This window comes from Collinsella sp. LCP19S3_D5 (assembly GCF_052121415.1).
Classification (GTDB): domain Bacteria; phylum Actinomycetota; class Coriobacteriia; order Coriobacteriales; family Coriobacteriaceae; genus Collinsella.
In genome coordinates this window covers 26,596-44,724 of record NZ_JBQKEH010000011.1, presented here as the reverse complement: position 1 = coordinate 44,724, position 18,129 = coordinate 26,596, and the positions used below count along the sequence as shown (strand labels likewise).

Sequence of the window (18,129 nt, the reverse complement as noted above, 5' to 3'; positions counted from 1 at the left end):
GCGCGTATCATACCCGCGCCCGTCCGATACAAACCGGGCGGGCGCGACGTTCATCCTATTTGTAATACGTCTTAAACAGCTTAAAGTGACGCAGCTTGGTGTGCCACATGCGCAGCCAGCGGTTAAAGACAAAGTCGCCCTTCATAAACGAGGGGTCGGCGGCCTTACCCTCCTTGACCAGGCGATGCGCCTTAGCGCGCAGCTCGGGATCCTTGACGTATTTATCGACCACGCCCATGGGGACAACCATCCACAGCGCCTCGTTCTGCACCGTCACAAACTCGGGCTCAAACGGGCGGTTGTACACATACTCGTCCACTACGTACTTGGCAACGTTAAAGCCACTGTTGGTGACGTAGTAGTTACTGCGGCCCTGGCGAGTGTTGAAGTCGAAGAACTTAAACGAACCGTCGCGCTCGTCGTATTTGACGTCAAAGTTGGAGAAGCCCGTAAACTTGAGGTCCTCGAGCAACTTGCGCACGCCGCCCATGAGCTCGTCATTGGGCTCGGTGATGATGCAGGCGTGGTTGCCAACGCCGTGAGGCTGGTGCTCCTCGAGCAGCACGTGGCCCAGGCACATCATGCGCACCTTGCCGTTGCGGTCGGAATAGCTGGTAAGCACGCGCATGTACTCGTCGTTGCCGGGCACGCGATCCTGCAGGATCAGATCATCGGTGTAGCCACTCGCGTACACATCGCGAATGACCTGCTCCAGCTCGGCGCGATCGGCGATCTCGTAGGCCTTCTTCTGGCCCTCGAACTCGTGCTCCCACCACATGATGCCGTCGGAAGGCTTCAGGATCATCGGGAAGGGAAAATCGATCTGGTCGAGCACCTCGGCAGGAGCCTCGCCCCGGGCGTTGAGCATGGCCATGGTAAAGGTAAACGTATGCGGATAGGGAACACCGTGCTTCTCGCACAGCTCGTAGAAGATTTCCTTCTTCTGGCACTGTTCGAGCATGCTGTAGGGCGCATAGGGCGCGATGACGTTTGAGGCAAGCTCGCCGGCATCCTGAGCCTGTGCGGCAAGCGCGACATAGTTGTCGCCGCAGCCCATGAGAATAATCTTCTTATCGGGATTGGCCTGCGCGACACCGTTAATGGTCTCGATCATGACCGGCATGGTGTCGATATCAACATTGGGCGTGTAGTCGATAATCTGGCTGCGGTACGCAGGACCGGTCTGGTACTTGCCAAAGACCAGGCTCTTGACCTGATACTCCTCGTAAAAGGCGCGCGCCACCGAATAGGCGTTGATGTCGCCGCCGAGCAGCACGGGGATAAACTCGCGCTCTGTAAACTGCAATGCCATGGAAACTTCCTATCTAGAACTGCCCACGACGGGCGGTCTTTATGCAACCTGTTTATTTTAGCGTGCCGGACCGTTTCCTCCTAAAGCTCCACTGTATCTATGACAATCAACGCAATTATCCAGCATGAAGGCCGCGCTCACCGCCGAATGACAAACGGCAATGAACCCACCGTTGTTGTAGGGTTCAGCATATTGATACCCCCGAGTGAAAGGCGCACGCGTGCTCCAGGACCTTCCAACCGATAACCCCATCCTCGATGCCGCAAAACGCGAGTTGGCGCCGCGCGCGCAAGCGACTGCTCCTCTGCGCACCGCAAACGACGCTTACGACGGTGCCGCCTACATCACCTCCATCGATACATCGGCGCACAAAGGCACGCGCAAGACGCCCGTCGCCGGCGGACACGATACCGCCATCGAGCAGTTTGGCCTCGTCTCCGATGCCCACGCCGGGGACAACATCAGGGTAATCAAACTCGGCGACGGCACCTGTTCGTTCACCCCCGCCCAGGCGCTCAACGAAGTAGGGCAAGCTCGCCGCGATGGGACCTTATAGCCACAAACCCCAACGTTGAGATAGCTTTCACAGTCCAAAGCCCGTCCCAAACAGGCCCCGTAACGTTAAAGTTGAACTCTATGGTTTCTCAACAATTCGATATAACTGCAGGTCAAAGCCAAAGTCTCAAGTTCAACTTGACCCTTTAAAACCTTTAAGGTTCAAGTTGAGGTCGAAAGCAGTAGTAGAATACCTGAGGAACAATAACCTACGATTGATTGCAGAGGGACTGGATGCAGCATTCGAATCATCGCACCGCAGCGCTCATCGCGTCGAAGCCGGCTCGTATCATCACGAGCGCCGCGCTCGCCGTTGCGTTGACGGCCACGCCGATGCTCTCCCCCGTCGCGGCGTATGCCGCCTCGCAGGTAACGCAGGATCAGCTTGCCGCCGCCCAGCAGAAGATCGAAGCCGCCACGGGCGCCTACAACGATGCCCGCACCAAGCTCGGCGATCTGCAGAAGCAGATTGACGCCAACGAGGCGAACATCGATAAGATTGAGGCCGAGTTACCCGAGCAGCAGGCCAAGGCAAGCTCCGCCATGCGCGATCTGTATAAGTACCAGAAGGGCACCAGCCCCATCGTGAGCTTCCTGGTCAACACACAGAGCCTGGGTGAGTTCATCACGACCTGCAAATACACCAACCAGATCACAAGCTCGAGCGTCGACGAGATCGAAGAGCTCAATAACATGCAAACCGAACTCGAGCAGAACAAGGCCGAGCTCCAGCAGGCCAAGTCTCAGCTTGAGGCAGAGCAGAAAAACGCCGAGGATGCGCTGGCGCAGGCCCAGCAGCTCCGCAGCGAGGCACAGGCAAAAGCCGAGCAGGAAAATGCCGCCGAGCTTGCCAAGCTTGAGGCCGATAAGGCCGCTGCCGCCGAGAAGCTCTCGGGCGAGGGCGTGAGCGGCAGCAATTCCAGCAGCCAGGCCACCAACGCCAACACCACCATCGACACCACGGTGAACAACGCCAACACCGGTAGTTCCGATTACGATTCGTTCATTAATGAGTGGACGAGCCGCATCGACAATTACCTCGCCGGCTCCCCTATGGCAGGCCAGGGCTATAACTTTGCCGTCGCCGCTTGGAATACCGGTGTCGACCCCCGTTGGTCCCCCGCCATCGCCTGCATCGAGAGCACCAAGGGTGCTTATTGCGCCAATTCTTACAACGCCTGGGGCTGGAGTGCACGTGGCGGCGGTTGGCGCAGCTTTGGCAGCTGGAGCGAGGGCATCTTCGCTCACGTTGCCTATCTGGGCGCCAACTACGGCTCCACCCTTACCCCGGCCGCGGCCAAAAAGTACTGCCCACCCACGTGGCAGGACTGGTACAACAAAGTCGCCGCTCAGATGAACCGCATCTAAGTGCAACTGCAAAGGGCCCCAATGGGGCCCTTTTCTTTTAGGTAGCGGAGGTATCGACGACGCCGGTCGCATTGGCAACCGCGACTATGACGATCATGCATAGGAGCAGCACACCCAATGCCTTGAGCCAGAGTTTCGCGAGTTTCTTGCCGCGATAGCTGTCGAGCAGTGCGAATCGCCGACGAAGACGGCGCTTATCGAGCAGCGCAAAATGCGTAAGCGCCATAAGGCCATCGACAAAGAAAAAATACTCGATTATGAGAAGCCACGTCGGGTAGCTTTGGTTTGCTCCCGTGGGTTGAAAGACGGCAAAATGACTTCCGGCAAAGAACACAAGCAGCGAGAAGCAGACGAGCGTATTCCAAATGCGCCCCAGGGACTCCGGAACGCGAGAGAGCAGACCGCATGCAGCGGAGGTGGCAGGCCTAGGAAGCCTTGCGGGGTTCTGGAGCCCTTGGGGCGTCAACAACGTCTCCGAGGCCGGGGTACGGACAGGCGCAGGCGCAGGAGGCCGCACGGGGCGACTCAGATCGTATGCCGCGCGCGTCGCCCGTCCCAATGCTTCCGCACTCGCAAAACGCTTGGCCGGGTCGAGCGCCATCGCCATGCAAACGACATCGGCCAATGGGCCGGGAACGCCGCATGCCTCGCATTGTTCGCGCATGTCCCGACCCGGCTTGGGGTCGGTCCCCGTCAAACAGAAGAACAACAGGGCGCCAAGTGCGTAGACGTCGCTTCGCACGCTCGTCTGTCCAAACCCATACTGCTCGGGCGGCGCATAGGGCCGTGTCCCAAACTTGACAGTATCGGCATCGGCGCCATCGCGCCACACGCGCGCGATCCCCAAGTCGATAATCACCAGCGATGAAAACGTCAGGCCGTCATCAGGCGTATAGTTGGCACCTGTCACGATGATATTCGACGGCTTGAGGTCGCGATGGATCACCGGCGCCGAAGCCTCCCCCGCCATTGCAAAACCGGCATGGAGCTCGCCAACGGCTTCGCAAAGGACAGGATACAATTCACGCGCATAATCGGGAGCGGATCCCAGACGGTCCACCAGTGCCCCGAGTGTCTCCCCTTCTATGTATTCCATAACCACGTTGAGCTCGTCGCCCGAACGACGACAATCGACGATTCTGGGCAGGTGCTCAAAACGCCTGCCTGCCCGCTGAGCGGCAAACAGACGCTCGTATGCCCCGCCGATTTGAGCCGAAGCATCGATGCGTTTACGGACAAAGGGACCGAGCGAACCACCGCCGGTTCCTTCAAAGTACACGAGCTCGGTTGTTTCAACGGACGAGCGCTTAAGTACACGCTCCACGCGATAGCTGTCGTCGCGATCGAGCGACGCCAGGTGCTCGGCAAGCGCTGCGGTCAGCTCGTCATTGGAATATGTTGGGGTCTGAGTATCCATAGCCTCCATCATAGCGCAGGGCGCAGACACCCCATGGCATCCGCGCCCCGTTCGTTTGCATCGTTGTTCGACAGCTCCGCCGGCTCAGATATCAGCGGCTAATTCACCGTCTCCTCGCCAAAGCGATACAGCTCCTCGTTGACCTTTTGGAGGCTGCACCCGCGATCGATGCAAAAGATGATAATCGCATCGCGGCGGTCCTTGCAGTTAAGGACGCTTACCCCGGCAGCCGTCAGTGCACGGTTGGTCTCTTTGAGCGTCAGCGCCATCGCAAAGGCAATCTGCAGCACCTTATTGCGACTCGGATGACGCGCTCCGGTAAAGATCTGATAGCCAAAGGTCTCATTGAGATCGGCCATACGAACCACGCGCGAGCGCTCCAAGCCCTTTTCCTGCAGTAGCTGCTTCAGGTAATCCGAAAGCGACGGGGCGGCAAAGTCGTGCTCCCTGATATAGCCATCGATGTTCGGCGCATCGAGAAGCTCATTGAGCAACTCCTCGGTCAGCTTTTTATCGGGCATACGACTTCACCTCCCATCCGGCGCAACGGTAGCGACATGTTAGGCCAGCACCCAGCTTGCAGTGGCAGACTTATCAAACATGTTGGCAAAATACAGTGCCTTCTTGATATCGCCATCAAAGTAGATATTGCCCGCCACGGAGCCACCGGCGGAAAGGGTGCCAGACTGCAGCTCATCGGAGCCCTCGCTGTAGTAACCCTGATTCTGTTGGGCGCCGTTGGCGTCCTCGCCCTTCCAGTCGTAGATATTGTAATCTGCGCCCTCATCGCCATTGTTGACGTACGTGACGTGAATGCCCGTCATGGTCGAACCGTCATAATTTGTAAGGCCGGGCTGGACGGAATCGACAACGACGGAAAGACCGGCAGCTGTGGTCACCGTCGTGCCAACCGCCAGGTCAGTCGTAGGCTGCTCTTCCTTCTTCGCCTCTTCCTTCTTGTCGCCATCGCCAGCGTCCTCGGTGACGGTCGCCTTATCGCTACCACAACCGGCAAGAAGACCGGCAGTCCCCAAGGCGACGGTGGCGAATGCGCCAAGTGCAGCGCGACGGCTCAGCAGCACTTCGTTTTCGAGCTTTTTCATTATGCATCCTTCCTACGATCCGGCTACCGCGCCGGTACACAGCACATCGTAGGAAGGATTAAACTTGAATTCATTAGCTGAGAGCTAATGACGTAGGAGGCCGGTTGGTCCGAAAGGGCGAATAAATGCGCAGGTAGAAGGTATCGTTTCTTTTGACCTCCTTTCAGCGGATTGCCGCCTGGTACGAATCCGGCACGAATCGTTCTTGGGGTTGCTCTGAGGTACTTTCAGGGGCGTTTTCCACGCGCTCACGAGGTGAGCTTACGAGGGTGAGTCGGCGCCCGCCGTTGATGACGCGGGGCTCGACTTGGACGATCGGAGTGACGGGGGGCGGCCTCGACGGGTTCGGAGAAGAGGTCGCTCACGACGTCTGCCGCCGCACGCTTGGCCTCCATGTTCACGTGGGTGTAGATCCCCATCGTGATCTCGCTCGAGGCGTGGCCGGCCAGCTCCTGCATCACCTTGGGGTGCACGCCCCTCAGGGCGAGAGTGGAGAGGTAGGAGTGGCGAAGCTCGTGGAACGCCCAGCCATTGAGGCCGAGCGTCTCGCGGTCGCGCAGCCACCATGCCTCGAGCACGTTTGGGCTGAGCCTGCCCATGGTCGTGCTGATAACGACCGGGGTGCTCTCGCTCTGCTCCAGGCGTTTTCCGGGCTTCTCGCCGTTCTTCTTCGCCAGCCTCTCCTGCTCCGCCGCGCACTCGTCAATGCGGGCCTTCTGCGCCTCCTTGTGCATGACGAGGGCGTCTCGGACGGAGTCGGGCATGGGGAGGCGCCGCACGCCGGCCTTCGTCTTGGGGTCCTTGAGGTTCCCGAAGCAGTCGTAGGACTTGCGGATCGATATGACCTGGCTCTCGAGGTCGACGTCGCGCCACGAGAGGCCGCAGACCTCCCCGCGACGCATCCCGGTGCTGACCGCGAGGAAGTACGCGATGTCGGCCTCCCGGGTGAAGTCGAGCTGCGCTATGAACTCCCGGATGGCCTCCGGCTTGAGGGCGCGGCGGGGCTGGGTGTCCCTGCGCGGCGTGTCCATCTCGGTGCAGGGGTTCTTGGCGACGACACCGTCCTTCACGAGGTCGTCGAACAGCAGCTTGAGCGTCTTGTGGATCTGGTTGAGATAGGTGCCGCTGGCGGGCTTGCCGGAGAGGGTGTCGCCGGAGCGCATGGCGGCGTACATCTTCTCGAGCGTCTCTCGCGTGACCTTCGAGGCGTCGGCGTAGCCGATGTGACGGTTGATTGCCTTGAAGAATCGCTCGTAGGTCACGTTGGTGTTCTCGGTGAACTCGCCGGACGCACGGCGCCTCGTCATGAAGTCCTCTGTGCACTCCTTGATGGTCGTGCCCGACCTCTTGTGCACCTCGTCGTTCTCGATCTCCTTGATGAACTCGCGAAGGGCCTTCTTCGCCTCGGTGTAGGTACCGTTGAAGCGCCTTGTGCGAGTCTTGTACTTTCCCGTGCGGGGGTCGAGGCCCACGGGGACGCGGAGCTGCCACTTGCGGCACTTGCTCTTGGGCTTGTCTTTCTCGAGCTGGACGATGGTGCCCTCGCCGGTGACCTTTGCCATGGCTACTCACCGTCCCCGGCAACGACGTAGGGCGGGCGGTAGTGCCTCTCGAGGTCGCGGGCGAGCTCGCGCTGCCAAGGCTCGTCGAGGCGCAGAGGGGCACCGGGCTCCGCTGCGGCGAGCACGATGACGGGGAGCTCGTTGCCGGCGGCGTCCGTGGCGAAACAGGACACGACGCGCAGGCTCTTCTCTTCCTTGGTCCTGGGTGCTCACCGCCTTCCCTGGGAGCGCGCGGCGCGCTCGCCGAGCTCCACGTAGGAGAGGTAGCTGTCCACGAGGGCGCGGCCCTCGGGGCTGAGGGCGTCGTAGCGGGGCTGGATGCCCTCGGGCTCGGGCGCGTCGATGTCCTCGCGGCCGATGACGAGGTCGATGGAGCAGCCCAGCTTGTCGGCTATCTGCCATGCCGCCGGCAGCGGGATGCCGCAGTCGGCGCCGTCTCCAGCGCGCTCGTAGCGCGCGTAGGTTGAGCCGGGGATGCCGAGCGCCTCGGCGAACTCCTTCGCAGAGCGGAAGCCCGCCTGGCGGCGGAGCCTCTGGAGTGTTCTTTTGCCGCTTATGGGCCTGTAGGGGGTTTGGGCGGGATTGATGGATGACATATACTTGTCACCGTCCCTTCTGGATTTGCCTCTGGACCGGACGCCGGGCCCGTGGGAGTGCCAGCTCCCACGGGCCCACCTGTTTTCCTTCTACGCCTTGGCGCCACCTCCCCTCTGTCCCATGCCGGAGTCGAACTCGACCGCCACACGGGCGTCGACGGTACTCCACAGCACGCGCGTGCCCTCGTGGTCGAACTCGCCGTGGGTGCGGTCGTACGCCTCCATAATCTTGTCGATGGTCTGGTTGTCGATGAGCTCCTGAGCCTTGATGGGGAACTTGCCGCGCTTCTTGGCGGCCTGCTTCTGGAGGAAGGACTCGAAGGCCGAGCGGGCCTCCTCAGCGCTCTCGAACGCGACGAGCTCGCCGAAGGCGGCGCCCTCGCCCATCTCGGCGAGCATCTGGCGCTCGTACTGGTAGCAGAGCGCGTCCCAGGGGCGCTCTTCCTCCCTGCGCTTCCGCTCACGGATCTTGGCGTCCTTCATGAGCACGAACTCGCGGAGCTCGTCGGCGAGCTGCCGCGCCTCGGGCGTGAGTCCGTCGTACTCTAGCTGAACCTCGCCGCGCGCGGTGCCCGGCGCCGGGGCCTTGCGACCGACGATGGCGTCGATGGTGGTGCCGAGGATGTCCGCGAGCTGCCAGGCGCGGTCCATGGGGATCTTGTCGGGGTTGGACTCGTAGCGCGCGTAGGTGGAGGCGGGTATCCCGTGCGCCTCGGCGAAGTCGTTGGCGTTCTTGTAGCCCGCCGCCTTGCGGAGCTCTAAGAGGTTGCTCGCCATGGCGTCCGCCTTTCTCGAGATGTGTTCGGACTGTGGAGGGAGACTTTCTGCGCCCTCCGTTTCCTTATTACGCTTCGCAACAGATTCTATCACTAATTGATAAGTAATTCAACGCTCTAGGGCTATCTTACCTCAAATCTTGCAAAGAATCCTACTATGTGACAATTCCTATGATATTCTACCGCTGCACGGCGACGAAAGGTGCCGCTTCGTGACAGACGAGACGGAGCCGTGCGTGCGGTCTAGAGGCAAACCAGAGGAGAAGGAGCGAGAGATGAGTTTCGAGGAGCTGCCGTACTTCATGACCCCCAAGCAGCTCGCCGACGTGACGGGCGAGCACGAGGGATCCATCACGCGCGGCATACGCGAGGAACGAATCCCCGCCGACAAGGTGAACGGACGCTAGCGCATCTGCCGCGACGTGATCTTCAAGAACGCAAAGAAGGGGGCCTCGGATGACGGAGAAGGCCGCGAGTAGCCCACGCGGGACGGGCTCCCTCGCCGACGCGCTGGCACGCGTCCCTGCGGAGCTCAAGGCCGAGGCACGCTGGGTGTGCTGGCGGCGCGAGGGGCTCAACGGCAAGACAACGAAGCTCCCGGCGTGCGCTGCGAACGGGCGCATGGCCAAGAGCACGGACCCGGCGACCTGGGCGACCTTAGAGGAGGCCGTGGCGGCCGTCGGCCGCTGGCGCTGCGACGGCGTGGGGTTCGTCTTCGGGCCTGACCGCGCCTTCACGGGGCTCGACCTCGACCACGTGATCGAGGGTGGAGTCCTCGACCCCGCGTACTGCTGGGTGGTCGAGGAGGCGGGCACCTACACGGAGGTCTCGCCCTCGGGCGACGGCCTGCACCTGATCTTCCGGGGCGCGAAGCCCGACTGGGCCCAGCGCTCGCGCAAGGGCCAGCCCGGCGGGCGCGTGGTGAAGATGTACGACCACGACTGGATTGGCAACACCTATTTGGACGATTCCGGGAGGGACAGCCCCGCCTCCCTGAACTCGACCGGCGACATGTAGCCCAGCGTCGAGTGGATCCTGAAGTTGTCGTACCGGTGCACGTAGTCCGAGAGCTTGGCCCGGAGCTCGCGCGTCGTGCCGAACGTCTCGCGGTGGACGAGCTCGGCCTTCAGTATCCTGTTGGTCGACTCGTCGACGGCGTTGTCGCAGGGGAGCCCCTGGCCGACAGCGACCTCTCTATGCCGAAGGCCTCGGGCATCGGGTCGATCTCGGCGTTGTCGAGCTCGCTGCCGCGGTCCGTGTGGAATACCTCGATGTCCGAGATGGGGAAGGAGGGCGTCGCGAACGCCGACTCGACCGGACGGGCGTCCTTCCCGGGCCCGGCGGAGTGGCCGACGGTCTCCCTGTTGCAGGGGTCGACGAGCAGGCAGGCGTAGTCCCACGAGGCCCCGGCGCGCACGTAGGTCGGGTCGCTGCATATATGGGCGCGCGGCGCCCTGCCGCCGAGGCCGCGCGCGACGGCGTTGGGCACGTCGGCCCCGTTGACCGCCCCGGGGCGCACCCTGGACCTCTTCCCGCCGTATGCGCCGACCGGGCCGTTCTCCCTCATGATGCGGCAGGCCCGGCGCCGGCTGACGGTGACGCCCGACCTCCCGGGCGACGCCTTTATCTTGCGCGGGCCGTACCGGCCCTTGCTGGCGGCGTGGGCCGCGACCACGGCCGGCGCGGCGGGGTCCGGCGCGGCGGGCCGGTCGGCCCGCGAGCGCATGGAGCGGTACGTCGACCTCGCGACGCCGAGGAGCCCGCGCTGCGCTGATATGGGGTGGCGGCCCTCGTTGGCCGCTATGGCCCTCACTCTCGAGCGTATATCGGCGCCGCTTGTTTTAAGACGTCGACCTCCATCCGGAGCCTGCGGTTCTCGCGCTCGAGCTCCAGGATCCGGTTCTGCTCGGGCGTGCGGTTGTCCGCGGCGCGCGGCGAGCCGGTCGCGTTTATCGACTTGACCCGCCTCTCCACGGTGCTCTTGCCGAGGTCGTACTCGTCCATGGCCTCGCGCTTGGGCTTGCCGGCGTTGTGGAGGTCGACTATCTGCCTCTTGAAATCGTCGGTGAAATGCCCCGGGTGCCTGGGGTCCCTCATATACGGCCCTCCCGTCTCCTGCGCCCCTCCCGGAACTGTCCACATCAGTGTAGCCAATCCACCTCGCGGCGCGCGTGTACGTGAGCCGACAGACGGTCAGCTCGTGGGAGAACGGCAAGACCTACCCCGACGGCCAGAGCCTGCTCCTGCTCTCCGAGATCTTCGGCGCGTCCGTGGACTCTCTCATCAAAGGAGACGTGGAGACCATGAACGAGACTATCGAGAGGGACGTCGTCATCATCAGGAGGCTGGGCACGGCGATGATCGCCCTCGCGGCATGCACGGTCGCCGCCGCGATTTGGGCGGTGGCGCAGGTCGAGATCTGGGGGTGGAAGGGCGTCCAGGTGGTGCCCACCCTCCTGCTCACGCTCGTGCTCTGGGCGTGCCTGATGTTCTGCTCGCACTGGGCGGAAAAGATCAAGCGCGACCACGACCTCGCGACCTATCGCGAGGTGCTGGACTTCTGAAACGGCGTCGAGCCAAACCGCGACACCGAGCGCGGTCGCCTCGAACGGGCGATTCCGGGCTGGATGCGCGCTGTGCGCTCCGTCGGCATGGTGGTCCTCGCCGCCGCGGTCGGCTACCTATGCGCCCGCTACGGCGTCCAGCTTTTGCAGGGGCTCCTCGGCTAAGGGCAGCCCCATTGGGCTGCGAGCGAAGCCCACATCCCACCACCACCCGCGAACGAGGACGAAAGAGCAGCAGCCCATCTGCCGTAGCGGAGTGCGCGCCGCCGCGAGGAACCGACCCGACCTGCGCACGTCAACCTCCCGGCAGGCCATACCCAGAGCGGAGGCTGTGTATGCGCAGCGCCGCGAGGGACAGACGGCGCAGCCGGAGTGTGCGACCGCCGCGAAGGGCAGACGGCGCAGCCGGCTGACCTGAGCCGGGAGCGACACGCAGGCGGAGCCGGCTGGCCCGAGCCGCGGAGCGATACACAGCCGAAGCGGCGGGCATGGCCGTGAGCGGAGCCTTCCGCGCAGGGCGGGGCGGTTTCCGAGCCGTGCGCGCAACGGGGCGGAGGCGGGTGGGCTGCGGGCGACCCTCGACGGGCAGCGGGTGGTAGTGGGGTGTGGTATTCAGAATCGTCCTTTGAAGATGTGTCGTTCTTCTCGTTCTACCTGTTCTTCTCGTCTGTTTGAGAGACAGACGGCAAGGGATGGCTGTAGTGTGTTGCACTAACGCTCCAGGTGCTCGCGGAGCCTCTCCCTTGGGAAGCGTCAGACGCTCCCAATCCTGATTGCGGGAATCTCGTCCTTTTCCGCCAGTCTCGTCACCATACGACTCGATACGCCGAGGACCTAGGCGACCTCGGCGGTCTTGAGAAAGTCGCCGTAGCCTTCGATCGCGTCGGCGCTCACCACCTTTCTAGTTCCTCTCGTCTGTACCCGCGCCGTCGAAAGCGACACCTCTCGCATGGATATGCCGAGTTCGCCGGCGAGCGCGCGGACGATCGCACTAGCTGAGATTGCGTACTCTGACGTCTTCCACTCTGCATCCGTGAGCGCGACGGATAGGGACTCGACCTCGCAGCCGTCAATCGCGAGTCTCATGACCTTGCCCTCTTTTCTGGTCGGCATTACGCCTATCAAGTTCTGCCAAGTCATTTTGTCCGCAGACTCAGGTGGTAAAATGTTACATTGTATTGCATGAATTTGATGCGACATTCGTTCGCTCGGTACACCGCTTGTTTCTTATACCCTCTCGAAAGGTCGCGGTAAATGGGTATGGAGCCCTTCAACCTGAGGCGATTCACTCTCGGACGAAACGGGCAGCTTCTCGACTCCGATGGATTGCCGTCTGACGACAATTCGAGGTTTCTTCGAAACGCTCTGTCCTGTGGTCACATCAACGTCTTGCTTGGGTCGGGATTCTCAGCCGGCGTTGTCCCAACTCTCGAGGGCCGTGAATCTTGGTTTCGCACAGTGGAAGAGAAGAAGCTCGAGAGTTCCTCCAATAATGTTTGGGAATTCGCCTTGCGCCTCCTGAAGGCGGAGTACTTCCGCTCGGTCATGCTCCCGCTCGAAACGAAAGCCCCCACCACTGACCAAGCCAACGCACTTCGCTCTTTGCTCGGTCTTATTCGAGGCCGCGGAACCACAACGATTCCCAAACGCATCAACCTGTTTACGACCAACTATGACCCGCTCATCGAGAGGGCTCTTGATAGGTACTCAGCATCCTACAACGACGGTTTCGTTGGCAGGGAACACCCCAAGTTCGACTCCTCCGCTTACAGCAGGCTCCAATACGAGCAGTCGCTCTTCATGGAGTACAAGGCCCAGGTCGTTACCACGAACGTCATAAAGCCGCACGGCTCTCTGACATGGAGGAGAGACGGCGAGAGCGTAATGTACTCGAACCCCAGCGACACGCTCCAAGCGTGCCTCTCCGGGTGTGAGGACATAAGAACCTTGTCCGTCCTCGATGACATCAGAGGCCTCGTCATGAACGATTGCGATGACAGTTCGCTCGGCGATCTTGAGGGTCAAGCTTTACGGCTGAGCAAAGAGGAGAAGACACTCCTGACCCGCTTCGAAGAGCAGTATGACTCGACGCTGTGCATCGTTAACCCGACAAAGAAGAAGTTCAGGGAGACGGTGCTCGAGCACTACTACTACGACCTGCTCCGAATCTACGCCAACGAGCTCGATCGCAACAACGCTCTCCTTCTCGTTTTCGGCTTCTCTTTTGCCGACGAGCATATACGTGATCTCACTGTGAGAGCCGCAAGGTCGAACCCGAAGCTGCTCATCTTCGTCTCGTGCTACAAAGCCGATGATGCTGGTAGCTACGAGAACCTTTTCACGGATTGCGACAACGTTATCCTCTTCGTTCCCAAGGAAGGATTGAGGCTCGGATTGGATGTCTTTACGAGGGGGCTTTCGTGTCTTTCGGATTAGCAGATGACTGTCTCCTCGTCGGCGAGGTCTCCGAGGTTCACGGCGCACGCCTGAAGGTGCGTGTCTACGCTGATGCCAATGAGGCCCATACCTTCTTCCATGGTGAGGTGGTAAGAGGTGTTTCTGTCGGTGGCTACCTAAAGATTCCCTGTGGATACGACAGCGTCATCGGCATCATCGAGGGCGACTATCAGCAGGAGAGCCATGTCGTTCGTGAGACTGCTGACTCCAGGGTCGCTCCCGGGCAAACGATAGAGCGATTCGTCGATGTATCCGTCTTCGGCGTCATGTCCAAAGGTGGATTCGACAGGGGAATCTCAACGCTTCCGCTCGTCAAGTCGAAGGCATATCTCCTCACAGCTGAGGAACTTGGATCGATTAACTCGCCGATATTGCCTGACGAACCAATCTTCCGCGTTGGTGCCCTCGCAGGACACGACGGCACCTCTGTATATCTCCCCGCAAACGCGCTCTTCGCCAGCCACATCGGGGTCTTCGGTAACACCGGTTCGGGCAAGTCGAACACGCTATGCAAGATTTACAGCGACTGCTTCGAGAGAATCGATCACGGAGTCGGGCTAGACAACGTTAAGAGCAAGTTCGTATTCATCGACTTCAATGGTGAGTATATTGCCGACGGAATCCTGACTGATTCGAAGAGCGTGTTTGAGCTTAACACGCGGACAGCAGGGGATAAGGTTCCCGTCCCAGAGGATTTCTACTCTGACGTGGACATCTGGTCGATCCTCACTCGCGCAACGGACAAAACGCAGAAGCCCTTTCTCTCGCGCTGCATAAGCACCGCAAAACGAGTCAGAGCGAAGAAGCTTCCAGGCGCATACCTTAAGAAGATGCTCGAAAATCTTCTCGCTGGTTACTGTGGGAACGCCTCTTCGTTCGGAGAGCAGAGGTCAGACCTCGCACGACTGGTTGCATTTGCGATCCCTTCATCTACATATCAAGATGCGCTCGAAGACATCACCGCCGCACTCGACTGCTTGGAGACGCGCGACCGGGGCACGGTTATTCACAACACAAATAAAGGTGATGGTGACGGCTATCTGAATAGCCCTACAGACGTTCCTGTAGTCTTTGAAGACTGTCTCGCATTGCGACTAGATTTTGCAACGCTGGCGAACGATGTACCAAGGTTACTCGCCTTCCTTGCTTACTATCGTTATCTGGAACAGTGGCGTCGGGGAAGCATCACCCGAGAGCACATCTCCTCTTGGATTGGTCGTTACTCATCAGAGCTCCAAGAATCTAGAAGACTTTTCGAAGTTCGTAGGAACGGCATGATCGAAGAAATTAAAAGCCCGATCGTTGTCTTCTCACTGCTCAAGGTCAATCAGGATCAGAAGCGAGTAATCCCGCTCGTCATTGCGAAATACCTTTACGAGGAACAGAAAAAGCGAGGTCAGAACAACCTCGATTCGAGCGTTCACCTCGTCATCGACGAGGCCCACAACATCCTGTCCTACTCCTCACAACGCGAGAGCGAGAGCTGGAGGGACTATCGGCTGGAGACCTTCGAGGAGATTGTCAAGGAGGGCCGCAAGTTCGGCATGTACCTCACGGTGTGCAGCCAGCGACCCGCTGACATTTCGCCAACGATTCTCTCGCAGATGCATAACTACTTCATCCACAGGCTCGTGAACGACGAGGATCTAAAGGCTATTACGAAGTCGGTATCGTTCATCGATGGCGCGTCCATGAGCATGATTCCCGTGCTGCCGCAAGGATGCTGCATCGTGAGCGGAACAGCGGCAACGCACCCGGCACGAGTGCAGGTCGAAAGACTGGAGCGCAAGAAACAACCGAGGAGCTATGACCGGGCACTCGCCACAGTGTGGCATTTTTGCTACAACAAAATGTGAACTTCTCGCCCATTACGAAAAACTACCTTCAAACCCCGAGGTTTTTAGGCATGGAAAACATGCCGATGAACTGATGAAATTCGGCCATCGGCGGAATAGGTCAGACTGTAGTTCTAATGCAAGGCAACGATAGAACCCGGATATAGCATGAGTGCAGACAAATTCGGCATTACTCAGAGTAGGCGTAGTTGACCTTTACTTGATGCGGAGCTATACATAACCAGTTCCTCTACTAGTCGGTTGTTTTCCTCTGCATACATCTCTTTATCTTTGCTCTTATGACCGTGTTTGCAGTTTTCTGCAATAGCAATGTGTAATGGATTGTTTTTATCGAAAGATTCGATACTCAATTTTCCTAATACATGCGCAGAAATACTTGTTGGATTCATATAGCTATTTATGCATTCCGAGATAATTGATGAAGTAAGCACCCCACATAGATAGTATGCTTCCATTTCGTCATTCAATCCTACGTACATAATCTTCTCGTTAGGAAGAATTGTCGTGTTGCCAAGGTGTGGATCCAATGCATCTTCAACTACGGAGCAGATAAATTCTGTTGCGATATATCGCCAGCAGACTTTATATGGCGCAAAAGAATAATCTCCGATTCTGAGAATGGCATAGAAGGTGTTCTTCTGAACCTCCTTTTCCCATCCAGCAAAACCCCTCCTGGCGTCGAGGGCAGAGCGAAAACCCGTTAAGTAGTCAAGCGTCTTCGGATACATACTGCTCATCACCTCATAGGGCAATGGCTTCATTTTAGTAACGTTATTATGAGGGCAAAGGATGTACGAGTCATACTGATACGCCCATTTTCCAAGACCAGATCCTTTTAATAGAGGATACACGCAGCCCTTCTCAATCGTAGACTCCACCCGTGGAACAGAGCGTTTTGCTCGCTCGGTCTGGTTACGAATGGTTACCGATTCTTCATCTGATTGAATAATGTTCAGCCAATACACCGCATTTGCGCCACCAGTAAACACTCCCGTTCTGGCGACATAATCATTTTTACCTAAAATCTTGCTGTATAGACCGAGGCGTTCGGGCTTTCCGATTATCCAAATTGATCTAGGGTCTTCTGTTACGGGGCGAGCATAGAGTTCCTTCTTTAAGGACGGGGATGCACCGACTCCACGTTTTGCTCTTGTCCAGACATTGTACTTAACGGGGTATTCGGCTTGTTGACCTTTGCGGGCAATAAGCGTTACCGCACATGTGTTCGCGTTCGGAAATGCCCTGAACGAAGAGTAGTCATCTACAACAATCGGACAAAAGCAGAATCCTCGGTTCGATCTAAAGCTTCTAAAATGAACGCTGTTTTTCTCTGACTTAAACGTTGCCTGCCTCAGGACAAATCCAAGAATCCCCCCGTTCTCAAGAAACGCATCAATAGAAACATATGTGATAAGCGAAGAAATATCTTCTTTCGAGAAACTTTTATCTCGGCCCTTGGAATCAAACAGCCCATACTCTTTCCAAATGTGAGCCGAGGCGTTGCGGTAGTCTTCAGATAGATACTCCCAATTAACCCAAGGAGGATTGCCTATAACGCAGTCCACTTTGTTAATTTCATTCTTCGCTGTAAAGTAATCTGGCAAACAAGACATATAGCTTGCTAGCAATTTGTTGTCATCCTTGTACTCTGACTCGGCTTCACAAATCCCGAAGCTGATTACATCAGTACAGTAGATTGGAATATGGCTAACCAATTCAACATTCTCTGAAAATGTAAATAGGATAGACGTCTTTGCAGTCAGTACGGAAATAGGGTTGATATCAATTCCGCAAATTTGATCAAGGATATCATCTCCCGGAATGCCGGTGTCTCGCTTTGCCTGAATTGCTGCGAGAAGGAACGTGCCAGCTCCGCATGTGGGATCAAGCACTCTTGACGCAATGCCTTTATCGGATACTTCCAACACCTCATCCGTTATTTTTTGCGCTAGCCAATATGGCGTATTGAATTCTCCCAATGCGTGTCGCAGTTCATGCGGAACAATCGCTTCGTAAATTGAAACTAAAAATGAGCTAATCTCACTGGGAGAATAGGGTAGCTTGCGATCTGCAGTGCGGCATTCCTGTATTGCTCCGTAAATTGACCCCTGCACTTCTGCCGCAAGGCCAGTGAATTTAGAAATCCACTTATACCACTCGTGATTACCGTAATTGTCTAGCCCCTTGCCTTTGAAAAAGGATCCATCGAACACCTTCTGAAGATCGTGCTCATTCGCCTCATACAAAGAGGCAGCTGTAACGGTTGTTAGAAACAAAGAGTAGTATGTCTGAATTGAAAGAAACAGCAATTCAAGACAGGGCTCCTCACTGTTATCAATGCTATATCTGCTCAAAATGGAGGATGCGTCAAGTTTCCCGTTACTGGACAAATTTGATGTGCTGTCACCGTAAATATACCTAAATCCAAAGAGCCAGCCTGATATCAGCTCGCTATCTAGCCCTTCTTTGCTGAGCGTAGAGTACATAGAGGAGATGTGGTGGTTGGCCACATCGCCTCGTAGACACATCTCCATCAACCTATTCAAATCGATGTCTACCATCT

At 58.3% G+C, this 18,129-nt stretch carries 20 protein-coding genes and 2 pseudogenes; 8 read left to right on the top strand and 14 right to left on the bottom strand.

Annotation, left to right across the window (positions count from 1 at the left end; genetic code table 11):
- Positions 1-55: 55 nt before the first annotated feature.
- Positions 56-1,312: a carboxylate--amine ligase gene (locus ACTQXO_RS06065; protein WP_441545556.1), complete on the bottom strand. Its 1,257-nt coding sequence runs from the start codon at positions 1,310-1,312 to the stop codon at positions 56-58.
- 220 nt (positions 1,313-1,532) lie between these two features.
- Between ACTQXO_RS06065 and ACTQXO_RS06060 the strand changes: the two genes are divergently transcribed.
- Together ACTQXO_RS06060 and ACTQXO_RS06055 are read left to right on the top strand one after the other, a co-directional pair.
- Positions 1,533-1,868, top strand: coding sequence for a hypothetical protein (locus ACTQXO_RS06060; protein WP_441545555.1), 336 nt, complete (start codon positions 1,533-1,535; stop codon positions 1,866-1,868).
- 233 nt (positions 1,869-2,101) lie between these two features.
- A complete protein-coding gene (locus ACTQXO_RS06055; protein WP_441545554.1) occupies positions 2,102-3,235 on the top strand; it encodes a coiled-coil domain-containing protein in 1,134 nt (377 codons plus the stop codon).
- A gap of 37 nt (positions 3,236-3,272) precedes the next feature.
- On the opposite strand, the gene ACTQXO_RS06050 is transcribed toward ACTQXO_RS06055, so the two are convergent.
- The 7 genes from ACTQXO_RS06050 to ACTQXO_RS06020 all read right to left on the bottom strand — a co-directional run bounded on the left by ACTQXO_RS06050 (position 3,273) and on the right by ACTQXO_RS06020 (position 8,690).
- The gene (locus ACTQXO_RS06050; protein ID WP_441545553.1) at positions 3,273-4,652 is read right to left on the bottom strand and encodes a serine/threonine protein kinase; all 1,380 of its coding nucleotides are present in this window, start codon (positions 4,650-4,652) and stop codon (positions 3,273-3,275) included.
- Between the two features lie 98 nt (positions 4,653-4,750).
- Positions 4,751-5,173, bottom strand: coding sequence for an XRE family transcriptional regulator (locus ACTQXO_RS06045; RefSeq protein ID WP_154517313.1), 423 nt, complete (start codon positions 5,171-5,173; stop codon positions 4,751-4,753).
- 39 nt (positions 5,174-5,212) lie between these two features.
- Complete coding sequence (locus ACTQXO_RS06040) at positions 5,213-5,755, bottom strand: DUF4352 domain-containing protein (RefSeq protein ID WP_154517316.1); 543 nt, start codon at positions 5,753-5,755, stop codon at positions 5,213-5,215.
- A 248-nt stretch (positions 5,756-6,003) separates the two neighbouring features.
- A complete protein-coding gene (locus tag ACTQXO_RS06035) occupies positions 6,004-7,317 on the bottom strand; it encodes a tyrosine-type recombinase/integrase (RefSeq protein WP_441545552.1) in 1,314 nt (437 codons plus the stop codon).
- A 2-nt stretch (positions 7,318-7,319) separates the two neighbouring features.
- Complete coding sequence (locus ACTQXO_RS06030) at positions 7,320-7,490, bottom strand: hypothetical protein (protein ID WP_441545551.1); 171 nt, start codon at positions 7,488-7,490, stop codon at positions 7,320-7,322.
- A gap of 36 nt (positions 7,491-7,526) precedes the next feature.
- Positions 7,527-7,913, bottom strand: coding sequence for a helix-turn-helix domain-containing protein (locus ACTQXO_RS06025; RefSeq protein WP_441069035.1), 387 nt, complete (start codon positions 7,911-7,913; stop codon positions 7,527-7,529).
- A gap of 90 nt (positions 7,914-8,003) precedes the next feature.
- Positions 8,004-8,690: a helix-turn-helix domain-containing protein gene (locus ACTQXO_RS06020; RefSeq protein WP_441545550.1), complete on the bottom strand. Its 687-nt coding sequence runs from the start codon at positions 8,688-8,690 to the stop codon at positions 8,004-8,006.
- Positions 8,691-8,964: 274 nt separating this feature from the next.
- On the opposite strand from ACTQXO_RS06020, the gene ACTQXO_RS06015 reads away from it, so the two are divergent.
- The gene (locus tag ACTQXO_RS06015) at positions 8,965-9,096 is read left to right on the top strand and encodes a hypothetical protein (RefSeq protein WP_441545549.1); all 132 of its coding nucleotides are present in this window, start codon (positions 8,965-8,967) and stop codon (positions 9,094-9,096) included.
- 49 nt (positions 9,097-9,145) lie between these two features.
- Positions 9,146-9,706: a hypothetical protein gene (locus tag ACTQXO_RS06010; protein ID WP_441545548.1), complete on the top strand. Its 561-nt coding sequence runs from the start codon at positions 9,146-9,148 to the stop codon at positions 9,704-9,706.
- Here ACTQXO_RS06010 and ACTQXO_RS06005 read toward each other — a convergent pair.
- The 4 genes and pseudogenes from ACTQXO_RS06005 to ACTQXO_RS05990 form a co-directional block, all read right to left on the bottom strand.
- Complete coding sequence (locus tag ACTQXO_RS06005) at positions 9,646-9,819, bottom strand: IS3 family transposase (protein ID WP_441545561.1); 174 nt, start codon at positions 9,817-9,819, stop codon at positions 9,646-9,648. The genes ACTQXO_RS06010 and ACTQXO_RS06005 overlap by 61 nt on opposite strands.
- Complete coding sequence (locus ACTQXO_RS06000) at positions 9,816-10,256, bottom strand: DDE-type integrase/transposase/recombinase (protein ID WP_441545563.1); 441 nt, start codon at positions 10,254-10,256, stop codon at positions 9,816-9,818. Before ACTQXO_RS06000 ends, ACTQXO_RS06005 begins: the two co-directional genes overlap by 4 nt.
- Before the next feature lie 21 nt (positions 10,257-10,277).
- A pseudogene (locus ACTQXO_RS05995) lies at positions 10,278-10,415 on the bottom strand (IS3 family transposase); the annotation flags it as partial.
- Between the two features lie 83 nt (positions 10,416-10,498).
- Positions 10,499-10,786: a transposase gene (locus ACTQXO_RS05990; protein ID WP_441545547.1), complete on the bottom strand. Its 288-nt coding sequence runs from the start codon at positions 10,784-10,786 to the stop codon at positions 10,499-10,501.
- Positions 10,787-10,860: 74 nt separating this feature from the next.
- On the opposite strand from ACTQXO_RS05990, the pseudogene ACTQXO_RS05985 reads away from it, so the two are divergent.
- Both ACTQXO_RS05985 and ACTQXO_RS05980 read left to right on the top strand, forming a co-directional pair.
- A pseudogene (locus ACTQXO_RS05985) lies at positions 10,861-10,953 on the top strand (helix-turn-helix transcriptional regulator); the annotation flags it as partial.
- 39 nt (positions 10,954-10,992) lie between these two features.
- On the top strand, positions 10,993-11,253 hold the full coding sequence (locus ACTQXO_RS05980) for a hypothetical protein (RefSeq protein WP_441545562.1): 261 nt from the start codon (positions 10,993-10,995) through the stop codon (positions 11,251-11,253).
- 834 nt (positions 11,254-12,087) lie between these two features.
- Here ACTQXO_RS05980 and ACTQXO_RS05975 read toward each other — a convergent pair.
- The gene (locus tag ACTQXO_RS05975) at positions 12,088-12,366 is read right to left on the bottom strand and encodes a hypothetical protein (RefSeq protein ID WP_441545546.1); all 279 of its coding nucleotides are present in this window, start codon (positions 12,364-12,366) and stop codon (positions 12,088-12,090) included.
- A gap of 345 nt (positions 12,367-12,711) precedes the next feature.
- Between ACTQXO_RS05975 and ACTQXO_RS05970 the strand changes: the two genes are divergently transcribed.
- Positions 12,712-13,689: an SIR2 family protein gene (locus tag ACTQXO_RS05970; RefSeq protein ID WP_441545545.1), complete on the top strand. Its 978-nt coding sequence runs from the start codon at positions 12,712-12,714 to the stop codon at positions 13,687-13,689.
- Entirely contained in the window at positions 13,674-15,566 is a 1,893-nt protein-coding gene (locus ACTQXO_RS05965; protein ID WP_441545544.1) for an ATP-binding protein, read from the top strand. The genes ACTQXO_RS05970 and ACTQXO_RS05965 overlap by 16 nt, the downstream gene beginning before the upstream one ends.
- A gap of 173 nt (positions 15,567-15,739) precedes the next feature.
- On the opposite strand, the gene ACTQXO_RS05960 is transcribed toward ACTQXO_RS05965, so the two are convergent.
- The gene (locus ACTQXO_RS05960) at positions 15,740-18,127 is read right to left on the bottom strand and encodes an Eco57I restriction-modification methylase domain-containing protein (RefSeq protein ID WP_441069339.1); all 2,388 of its coding nucleotides are present in this window, start codon (positions 18,125-18,127) and stop codon (positions 15,740-15,742) included.
- Positions 18,128-18,129: the final 2 nt, after the last annotated feature.